This window comes from Devosia sp. (genome assembly GCF_040509215.1).
In the GTDB taxonomy this organism is placed as follows: Bacteria; Pseudomonadota; Alphaproteobacteria; order Rhizobiales; family Devosiaceae; genus Devosia.
Genome location: NZ_JBEVLL010000343.1, coordinates 1 through 7,905, shown reverse-complemented (window position 1 = coordinate 7,905; position 7,905 = coordinate 1). Strand labels below are relative to the sequence as shown.

The 7,905-nt window shown below is 62.8% G+C and carries 11 protein-coding genes; 4 read left to right on the top strand and 7 right to left on the bottom strand.

The window, feature by feature from the left end; genetic code table 11:
- Nucleotides 1-264 (top strand): chromate transporter (locus ABW043_RS19580; RefSeq protein WP_353922882.1); only part of this gene is annotated, 264 nt, incomplete at its 5' end.
- 41 nt (nucleotides 265-305) lie between these two features.
- Here ABW043_RS19580 and ABW043_RS19575 read toward each other — a convergent pair.
- From ABW043_RS19575 to ABW043_RS19550, 6 genes are all read right to left on the bottom strand, one after another.
- Nucleotides 306-878, bottom strand: a complete 573-nt coding sequence (locus ABW043_RS19575) for an NUDIX hydrolase (protein ID WP_353922881.1) — start codon at nucleotides 876-878, stop codon at nucleotides 306-308.
- A 42-nt stretch (nucleotides 879-920) separates the two neighbouring features.
- Complete coding sequence (locus ABW043_RS19570; protein ID WP_353922880.1) at nucleotides 921-1,292, bottom strand: VOC family protein; 372 nt, start codon at nucleotides 1,290-1,292, stop codon at nucleotides 921-923.
- A gap of 75 nt (nucleotides 1,293-1,367) precedes the next feature.
- Complete coding sequence (locus tag ABW043_RS19565) at nucleotides 1,368-1,724, bottom strand: VOC family protein (RefSeq protein WP_353922879.1); 357 nt, start codon at nucleotides 1,722-1,724, stop codon at nucleotides 1,368-1,370.
- A 2-nt stretch (nucleotides 1,725-1,726) separates the two neighbouring features.
- Nucleotides 1,727-2,062, bottom strand: coding sequence for a YnfA family protein (locus ABW043_RS19560; protein ID WP_353922878.1), 336 nt, complete (start codon nucleotides 2,060-2,062; stop codon nucleotides 1,727-1,729).
- Nucleotides 2,062-2,607, bottom strand: coding sequence for a DUF1254 domain-containing protein (locus tag ABW043_RS19555; protein ID WP_353922877.1), 546 nt, complete (start codon nucleotides 2,605-2,607; stop codon nucleotides 2,062-2,064). Before ABW043_RS19555 ends, ABW043_RS19560 begins: the two co-directional genes overlap by 1 nt.
- Complete coding sequence (locus ABW043_RS19550; protein ID WP_353922876.1) at nucleotides 2,604-3,179, bottom strand: DUF1214 domain-containing protein; 576 nt, start codon at nucleotides 3,177-3,179, stop codon at nucleotides 2,604-2,606. The genes ABW043_RS19555 and ABW043_RS19550 overlap by 4 nt, the downstream gene beginning before the upstream one ends.
- A gap of 179 nt (nucleotides 3,180-3,358) precedes the next feature.
- On the opposite strand from ABW043_RS19550, the gene ABW043_RS19545 reads away from it, so the two are divergent.
- Nucleotides 3,359-4,216 (top strand): aminoglycoside phosphotransferase family protein, encoded by an 858-nt coding sequence (locus ABW043_RS19545; RefSeq protein ID WP_353922875.1) that lies wholly within the window; start codon nucleotides 3,359-3,361, stop codon nucleotides 4,214-4,216.
- On the opposite strand, the gene ABW043_RS19540 is transcribed toward ABW043_RS19545, so the two are convergent.
- Nucleotides 4,213-6,372 carry a transglycosylase domain-containing protein gene (locus ABW043_RS19540; protein ID WP_353922874.1) on the bottom strand — a complete coding sequence of 720 codons (2,160 nt, stop codon included), beginning with the start codon at nucleotides 6,370-6,372 and terminating at the stop codon, nucleotides 4,213-4,215. The two genes, ABW043_RS19545 and ABW043_RS19540, sit on opposite strands and share 4 nt — an antisense overlap.
- Before the next feature lie 134 nt (nucleotides 6,373-6,506).
- Between ABW043_RS19540 and ABW043_RS19535 the strand changes: the two genes are divergently transcribed.
- Together ABW043_RS19535 and ABW043_RS19530 are read left to right on the top strand one after the other, a co-directional pair.
- Entirely contained in the window at nucleotides 6,507-6,962 is a 456-nt protein-coding gene (locus ABW043_RS19535; RefSeq protein ID WP_353922873.1) for a YcgN family cysteine cluster protein, read from the top strand.
- Between the two features lie 169 nt (nucleotides 6,963-7,131).
- Entirely contained in the window at nucleotides 7,132-7,755 is a 624-nt protein-coding gene (locus ABW043_RS19530) for a diguanylate cyclase domain-containing protein (protein ID WP_353922872.1), read from the top strand.
- The last annotated feature ends 150 nt before the right edge of the window (nucleotides 7,756-7,905 follow it).

Sequence of the window (7,905 nt, the reverse complement as noted above, 5' to 3'; positions counted from 1 at the left end):
CTTATCGTGCTGGCGGCGCTGCCGTTCTGGCATGCGCTGCGGGGTAATCTCTTCGCGCAGGCCGCGATGCGCGGCGCCAATGCGGCCGTCGTGGGCGTGCTGGCGCTGGCGCTCTATGATCCGGTGTTTACGTCAGCGGTTCTCTCGCCGCTGGATTTTGCGTTGGCGCTGGCTGGGTTTGTCGCGCTGGTAAGCTGGAAATTGCCGCCGCTGGTGGTGGTTGCCGCGCTGGCCGCGGTTGGTGGGGTGATCAGGGTGCTCTAAGGCGCTTCACCCCTCCCCCGAAGAGAGAGGTAGCCCCGCCTTCAGCCCGGTGCCGGCACTGACTTCAAACGCTCTGCGGCCTTTGGCGCGAACTCCCACAACATGTCGATCTCTCGCCATTGCGCTGCATGGACCTCGTCGAGCTGCGCGACGAGCGGCAGGGTGGGGTCGGCAATGAACAGGTACTGCAGGTCGTGATGGACGTGCGGAGCTTCGTTGCGGGAGCGTTTGCCGGGGACGTCGTGGCTGTCGATGACAAAGGGCAGGTCCTGGCCCTGATGCCAGGGATGGACTTGTAGGCCGGTGACGCCGGTTTCCTCTTCCGCCTCGCGCTGGGCGGAGAGATGGAAGAAGGCGCTTGGCTCATAGTGGCCGCCCGGCTGCAGCCAGCGACCGATGGTGACGTGGTCGATGACGAGGATCTGGGCGTGATCGGGCGAGAGCACGATGGCGCTGGTGGTCAGGTGCCCCGGCATGGTTTCGCGCAGATCGAGGCGGTGGCCCTCGTTCATCTGCCACAGCAACAGCGATAGGTGTTCAGCCGGCAAGGCGACTTCGCTGCGATAGCGGGCGACGGCGGTGGCGAGGGCGGAGTGGAAAGATTCGGGCGACATAACCGATCTCTATCACGTCGCAGTCGCGCAGGTGAGGTTGCCCTAGCGATTGACAAAACCCTTTGGTGGCTCGGCTAGATTAATGCGGTTGCCGTCCGGGTCGAACAATTGGGCGATGCCGCCAAAATCGCCCGATGCCTCGTTGACGAGGGTGAGGCCGGCAGCGCTGAGCCGGGCTTTTTCGACGACCAGATTGGGCACCACCACGGTAATGATGGAGTGACCGGCATGATGGGGATCGTGCCAGACCTGCAGGCCCGCGCCGCCCATATTGCGCCACTGTACCATGTCGGGGAGTGGACGGTCGTCGACCGGCCGGCCCATGAAGCGCGTATACCAGGCAATGCCGGCTTCGAAATCGGCCACGACGGCCGATGTGTAAACGCCCTGAACGGTGATTGCGGTTTCAGCCATTGGTGATCTCCTCTGTGTCGATAATTCAATGTCGGGCGAGCCGATTGGATTTCGACGGGAGACGATTTTTTTCTACTAGCTGAGAGTCTGCAAAGCTATGCGGTTGCCCTCGCTATCGCTGATTTCGGCGACGTGGCTGCTATCGGAGAGCGCGGTCTTGGGGAAGAGGATCTCGCTGCCGAGATTTTCGGCGCGGCTGAGGACTGCGTCCATGTCCTCGACGGCAAAATAGAGGATGGCGCCGTTGCGGGTCGGCACATAGACCTCACCCTGGCAGAGCGCCCAACTTGCGCCTTCGAATGGCGCTTCGGCATAGGCCATGCGGCTTTCGTGCAGGTCGATGGGCTCGGCGAAGGCGATGCCAAACACTTCGCTATAGAAAGCCATGGCGCGCTCGAGGTCGGTGGCGGCGATTTCGACATGCAGGATCATTGTCAGCTCCGTGGCCCGAAGAGGATGACGGCAGCACCGGCAAGGGCGAGGAGGCCACCGGCAATGTCCCATTGGTCGGGTTGGCGGCCTTCGACGGCGAAAAGCCAGATGAGCGAGGCGGCAATATAGATCCCGCCATAGGCGGCATAAGCGCGCCCGGCGTGGTCGGCGGGCGCGAGGGTGAGGAGCCAGGCAAAGGCGACGAGCGAAAGCACGCCCGGTGCCAGCCAAAGCGGCGACTTGTCGAGGCGCCACCAGGCCCAGAAGGCAAAGCAGCCGGCAATTTCCGCAAGAGCCGCCAACGCATAAATGGCAATGGCGGAGAACGGCAGGACCATCAGCGGCGCGGCCCACACTGGATGGCGGCGAGGCGCTCGGCGAAGCGACTGCTCATGACTCCGTGCGGCGGGGAAAGTCGGACGAGGGCGAAGAGCTGATCGGCGGGAGCCTCGACGACGAGCAGGCCTTCCTCGATGTCGAGCTGCTGCTGGGCGAGGAGACGGGTCTGGTCGGCGTTGAAAATGCCGAGATCGACGGTCTGGCCGATGCCGTCGCGATTGGTGGTCGAATAGATGACGGCGCCCGCTTCGTTGAAGAGGGCGAGGGACCAGAAGGCATCGGGCAACATGCCGCGGAGGTAGGCCGGGCCTTCGTCGAGATCGACCTGGCAGAGGCCATAGACCAGTTCGGGGTCGAGCCCGAGGGGATTGGGCTGGCCCGCTTCGACCGCCGGCAGGATCAGCATGCGATTCTTCGCCTCGAAGGCGGAGACGCGCGACCATGTGGTCTCATCGGCCAGCATGGGCAGGGTGAGGATGACGAGAATGTGGATGATGCCGCCAAGAAGCACGCCGCCAAGCAGCCAGAGAATGACCCGGGTCATGCGCATGCCCCCCGCGTGATGGTGGGCATCGTGTCATTGTCCGAACCGAAGCCGGAAAAGGCCGTGGTGTCGTAAAGCGTCAATTCAAGCGAGAAGGCGCCACTGCCGGCCAGTTCGAGCCAATTGCCCGGCGCGAGGGTCTTGCCGACCTGGATGACCATGGCGCCGGTATTGGTGCGGGCAATTTCGCTCGAACGCAGGGCGAGATCGGTGCCGGGGGCGGCGAGATTGACACCCTCGCCGTCGACGGCAACCAGTGTCCAGAAGCTTGAGACGGGTACATGGCCCAGAAGGGTATAGGCGCAGGAGAGATCGAGCGCGTCCCCCGCGCTGTCGGTGGTGGCGACGAATTTGAGGCCCTCGGCGCGGCCAAGCTGGAGCGCGGCTTCGCGGGTGAGATGGCCGCGCGAATAAGGATTGGGGGCGGATGAGCCGAGGTCGGGCCAGGAAATCCACGGGCCGATCTGCGCGGCGCCAAAGAGGCGGCCATCGGTCAGCGCGTAATAGCTAAGGCCAAAACCCGTCGCGAGGGCAATGGCGATGGAAACGAGGAGCAGAAGGACAAACCGCATATTGGTTCAGCAACCTCTATGGTTGGACATGGGTGCTGGACCGGCAGCGCTGCGAACGGTTTAGGCTATAGCAATCCGGGGCGCGGGGCGGAAGCCCGTTCCCGTAACGCTCAACTGATGTTGCGGGCAAAAGCAAGCATGGGCAGGATTGCCACAGGTGATTTGGGGAGACTTTGACGATGCTGGAGGGCGAGGTTCGAGAACGGGTCGAGGCCATGATCGGCTTTGCGCCGAACGAATGGCGCGAGGTTCATGGCGGCTATACGCCGGCCAGGCGCTATGTCGTTGGCAATGGCAGCCGGTCGGCTTTCATCAAGCTGGCGACGACGCCGCTGACGGCGAGCATGCTGACGCGCGAGATTGCGAACTATCAGAACCTCTCCGGGCCATTCATGCCCAGGGTTCTGGGTTGGCACGAAGACGAGGTCGCGCCGATGCTGGCCATCGAGGACCTGAGCACGGCCTATTGGCCGCCGCCCTGGACGGCGGAGACCGCGGCGCTGGTGATCGACCAGATCCACCGGATGCATGGGGCCAAAGCCAATATCGAGCGCTGGGGTTTTCTCGATGGTGGGCGCGAGCCGGGATGGGCGAGCGTGGCGCGCGACGCTGCCCCGTTTCTATCGTTGGGTCTGGTGACGCAGGAATGGCTGCAAATTGCCTTGCCTGCGCTGGTCGATGCGGAGACGCGGTGTGAGCTGGGTGGCGAGGCGGTGACGCATCTCGACCTGCGCAGCGACAATATCTGCATCCACGACGGCACGGTGAAATTCATCGACTGGGCCGAGGGCGGGATCGGCAGTGCCGAGGTTGATCTCGGTTTCATGCTGCCGAGCCTTGCCTATGAGGGTGGGCCATTGCCCGATGCAGTGATGCCCAAGGCGCCGGAAGTTGCGGCGCTCGTCTCGGGGTATTTTGCTTCGCGCGCCGGCCTGCCGATCATTCCCGACGCGCCGCTGGTGCGGCGTGTGCAGCGCGAACAACTGTCGACGGCACTGCCCTGGGTGCAGCGGGCGCTTGGGCTGCCGGCCTTTTAGAGACCGGTTGTGACCTTGGGGACGCTCGCCTGATCCGAGACCGGTTGCAGGCCGTCGATGGCGGCGTCGAGACGGCCCGCGAGATCGAGGAGCTTGCGGGCGGCAGCCGGGGTCAGGCTAGGCGGGCGCTGGACGACTTCTTCGGCGGGCGCTTCGGCGCTGGCATCGGCGACTATGGTCTGGGTGGGGACGAAGTCGATGCCGAAGACCGGTTTGATATCGATATTGGTATGGGCATAGGCCATGAATTTCTGCCACGCGATGGTGGGCAGGGTGCCGCCGGTGAGATTGTTGGTCGGGCGGTAGTCGTCATTGCCGAACCAGACGGCGGCGACATAATTGCCGGTAAAGCCGGCAAACCAGGCGTCGCGATAGGACGTGGTCGTGCCGGTCTTGCCCAAAGTGGGCACGCCTTCGATGCGGGCGCGGGTGCCGGTGCCGGCCTGGGTCACCGCGTACATCATCTGGTTCATATAGGCGACGGTCTGCTCGGAGAGAACGCGCTCGCGCGGGGCGTCGGGATCGGCCTCCCAGACGAGATCGCCGCCCAGCGTCGTCATGCGGGTGATGCCGAAGGCCGGGGTCTTGTAGCCGTCATTGGCAAAGACGGCATAGGACGAGGTCATGTCGATGACGGAAACCGAGGCGACGCCGAGGGCCAGCGAGCGGGTGACCGGATATTCGGCTCGAAGACCCATGCGGTGGCTCAACTGGGCGATAGGCTCGCGGCCGGTCTTGATCGAGAGGGTCACGGGGACCGTGTTGAGCGACTGGGCGAACGCGCTCTGGAGGCTCACCGTGCCCTTGTAGCTGCGGCCATAATTCTGCGGGCACCAGTCGCCGATGCAGACGGGACGGTCGGTGATCGGGTCGGAGGGCTTTAGGCCCAACTGCTCAAAGGCTTCGGAATAGACGAAGACCTTGTAGGCCGAGCCGGGCTGGCGGGTGGAAACGATGGCGCGATTGAACTGGCTCTTGCCATAGTCCATGCCCCCGACCATGGCGCGGATGGCGCCCTGGGTATCGGTGACGACCATTGCGGCCTGGCTGACCTTGTATTGCTCGCCCTGTTCGCGGACGACCGAGGTCACGGCTTCCTCGGCATATTTCTGCAGCGTCGTATCGATGGTGGTGCGGACGAGGAAATTGTTCCCTGGCGCATTGGTTTCCTCGATCTTGAGCTTGGCCTCTTCAAAGGCCCAATCGAGGAAATAGTTCGGCGAATTGATATCGGCGGTGCGATCGATCGGCGCGGCGGGGTGGCGGCGCGCGGCGGTCACCTGGCCTTCGGTGAGAAAACCCGAGGCGACGAGGTTGGTGAGCACGAGATTGGCGCGGCCGCGGGCGGCAGCGAGGTCGACATGCGGCGCGTAGCGCGTCGGGGCCTTGAACATGCCGGCGAGCATGGCGGCTTCAGCCAGATTGATGTCCTGCACGCGCTTGCCGAAATAGAATTCGGCCGCCGCGGTAACCCCGAAATTGCCGCCGCCCATATAGGCGCGATCAAAGTAGAGTTTGAGGATCTCATCCTTGGAATAGTGCCACTCGAGCCAGATGGCGAGATAGGCCTCGATGAGCTTGCGCTCGAGCGTGCGCTCGGATGAGAGGAACAGGTTTTTCGCCAGCTGCTGGGTGAGCGAAGAGCCGCCCTGGGTGGAATTGTCGCCCTGAGCGTTTGACGCGACGGCGCGCAGCGTGCCGACGATGTCGATGCCGAAATGTTCGTAGAAACGCCGGTCTTCGGTGGCGAGGGTCGCCTTGATCAGGAAGTCGGGCATCTGGTCGAGGGCGACGCTGTCGTCCGAGCGAATGCCGCGGCGGCCGATTTCGGTGCCGAAACGATCGAGGAAAACGACGGAATAATCCTCGGCCTTGTTGAAGGCGCCGCGGTCGATGATGTTGAAGGCGGGAAGCGCGAGTGCCGTCATCAGCACCGCGCCGATGGCGCCGAAGGTGAAGGCGTCCGAGAGGATCTCGACGAAGAAGCGCTTGATGCCGGTAACGTGGAACCGGCTCATGAAATCCTGGTAGCGCGTGTACCAGCGGCCGAGCGTCTGCCAGAACTCGTAGAGCGAGGAGTCAAGCCAGGCGTCTGCCGCCAGCATGCCGCCGGCGCGCTTTTGCCGCTTTTGCTTGCTATAGAACGGATCCTGCACGCGAAACCCCTGTGCCCTCGGCGGTCAAATGTGTCTTGCGCCCCGGGCCAATGCAATTGCATCGCTGGAATATGATTGCGCCGGGGCCAAGACAAGCGCAAACCGGCAACAGGATAAACGAGACCACCTTGCCAATGTCCTTCTGGGAAGAAAAAACGCTCGATCAAATGACCGCGACGGAGTGGGAAGCACTCTGCGACGGCTGCGGGCGTTGCTGCCTGATCAAACTCGAGGACGAGGATACGGGCACGCTGATCACCTCGGACGTGCGTTGTCAGCTTCTCGACGGGGAGACGTGTGGCTGCACCGACTATCCCAACCGCCAGAAGATTGTGCCCGACTGCATCAAGCTGACGCCGCAGAATGTCGTCGAGATCAAATGGATTCCGACCACCTGCGCCTATCGTCGGATTGCCGAGGGCAAGGGGCTGGCCTGGTGGCATCCGCTGGTGTCGGGCGATCCGCAGACGGTGATCGATGTGGGCGTGTCGGTCTCGGGCCGGACCTTCCTTGAAACCGAAGTCGATCCCGAAGAATGGGAAGAACACGCGGTCGAATGGCCCGAATGGGAGCCGCCAGAGCATCTTTGAGTCGGTTTATTGAGTCGAAAATGCCACACAAGAGATGTCGTGTGACGATTGCTTGACCTGCAAGCAAAACGACATCTTGCCAAATCATTAATGATAGTAACTTCTCATTAACCATAGTGTGACCAGATCGGGCAGCAAGAAGACTGCGCCGGGGGCGGGCATAATGAGCATGACCGAAGCTTTCCAAAAAGACGGGCTGTGGCAGAAGGTTAGATCTCTGCTCGGACGTCATGCGGAGCGACGGGATGCGCGGCGGCCAATGTCGTCGAGCGGCTCTCCCAAACGCCATCTGGCGGCTCGTCCGATCGAAGAAGAGCTGCAAAGAGCCTGGATGCTGGCAGCCGAGCGCAATGTTTCGCTTTGCGTCGTGGCCCTCGAAATCGACTGTTTTGGTGAGTATCTCGCCGCCTATGGCCGCGATGCGGCGGAAGACTGCCTTGAGACTTTGGAACGGGTGATTGTTTCGCTCTTGAAGCGCGACGAAGACTGCTGCCTGCGTCTCGGTCAAAGCGGCTTCCTTCTGGTTCTGCCCGATATGCCCATGCTGATGGGTCGCGATCTCGCCAACAAGATCAACCAGGCGGTGCGCCGCGAGGGTCTGGTCAACAAGGAAAGCCACGCCGGCGCGGTGACGCTGGGCGCCGGGCTGGCGGTGGTTAATCCTGAACCGCCTTTCGACAAGGACGTGCTCGAAACCGCCAAGATGACCCTGCGCAAGGCGCAGCGTCGTGGGCTGGGTCGGCTGGAAATCGCCGACATGCGCATCAGCGAAAAGCGTGCAGTGGCGGCTTAAGGGGCTCTCTGAAGGCTTCGCTCGCTCCACCTCAACCAAGACTTATAAGTCGTCGTCACCACCGGGCTTGTCCCGGTGGTCCCAAGCCATTCGCAAGAATGGCTGATGGAGGCGAGATGGATTGCCGGGACAAGCCCGGCAATGACGACG

Excerpts from the sequence above, each read along its gene's own strand:
- ABW043_RS19535 (WP_353922873.1), top strand. The coding sequence starts at position 6,507 with ATGTCCTTCTGGGAAGAAAAAACGCTCGATCAAATGACCGCGACGGAG.
- ABW043_RS19575 (WP_353922881.1), bottom strand. The coding sequence starts at position 878 with ATGTCGCCCGAATCTTTCCACTCCGCCCTCGCCACCGCCGTCGCCCGC.
- ABW043_RS19560 (WP_353922878.1), bottom strand. The coding sequence starts at position 2,062 with ATGGTCCTGCCGTTCTCCGCCATTGCCATTTATGCGTTGGCGGCTCTT.
- ABW043_RS19550 (WP_353922876.1), bottom strand. The coding sequence starts at position 3,179 with ATGCGGTTTGTCCTTCTGCTCCTCGTTTCCATCGCCATTGCCCTCGCG.
- ABW043_RS19565 (WP_353922879.1), bottom strand. The coding sequence starts at position 1,724 with ATGATCCTGCATGTCGAAATCGCCGCCACCGACCTCGAGCGCGCCATG.
- ABW043_RS19530 (WP_353922872.1), top strand. The coding sequence starts at position 7,132 with ATGACCGAAGCTTTCCAAAAAGACGGGCTGTGGCAGAAGGTTAGATCT.
- ABW043_RS19555 (WP_353922877.1), bottom strand. The coding sequence starts at position 2,607 with ATGACCCGGGTCATTCTCTGGCTGCTTGGCGGCGTGCTTCTTGGCGGC.
- ABW043_RS19570 (WP_353922880.1), bottom strand. The coding sequence starts at position 1,292 with ATGGCTGAAACCGCAATCACCGTTCAGGGCGTTTACACATCGGCCGTC.
- ABW043_RS19545 (WP_353922875.1), top strand. The coding sequence starts at position 3,359 with ATGCTGGAGGGCGAGGTTCGAGAACGGGTCGAGGCCATGATCGGCTTT.